Source organism: Polynucleobacter sp. Latsch14-2, assembly GCF_018881925.1.
In the GTDB taxonomy this organism is placed as follows: domain Bacteria; phylum Pseudomonadota; class Gammaproteobacteria; order Burkholderiales; family Burkholderiaceae; genus Polynucleobacter.
Map to the genome: position 1 here is coordinate 1 of NZ_JACVPL010000048.1, position 255 is coordinate 255.

Annotated in this window: 1 protein-coding gene; it reads right to left on the minus strand. The window is 38.8% G+C overall.

The genetic code is table 11. From position 1 onward, the window contains the following. A partial coding sequence (locus ICN46_RS12215) for a hypothetical protein (protein ID WP_216209148.1) occupies positions 1–238 on the minus strand: 238 nt, incomplete at its 3' end. Positions 239–255 lie beyond the last annotated feature (17 nt).

Consider the following 255-nt stretch of genomic DNA (forward strand, 5'->3'; position numbering starts at 1 on the left):
GAGCAGTCTGCATAAGCTCATACTTTTCTTTATTTGCCTCGCCTATGGAAATTTTCCTAGATAACAAGTTCTGATAAACCACATCGACTTGGCTATAAAAGTTCTGGTAGATACCCGCTAACTCCGGCACGGGAAAATGACTAGATATTGCTCGACATTGACTTGTAGAGGCTAAGTAAGCCGTTAGTGCCTTTGCTTCTTCATCCGTAATTTTGTTTTCAGTAGTAAATAAATTCATCTTATGGTCTGATTTAG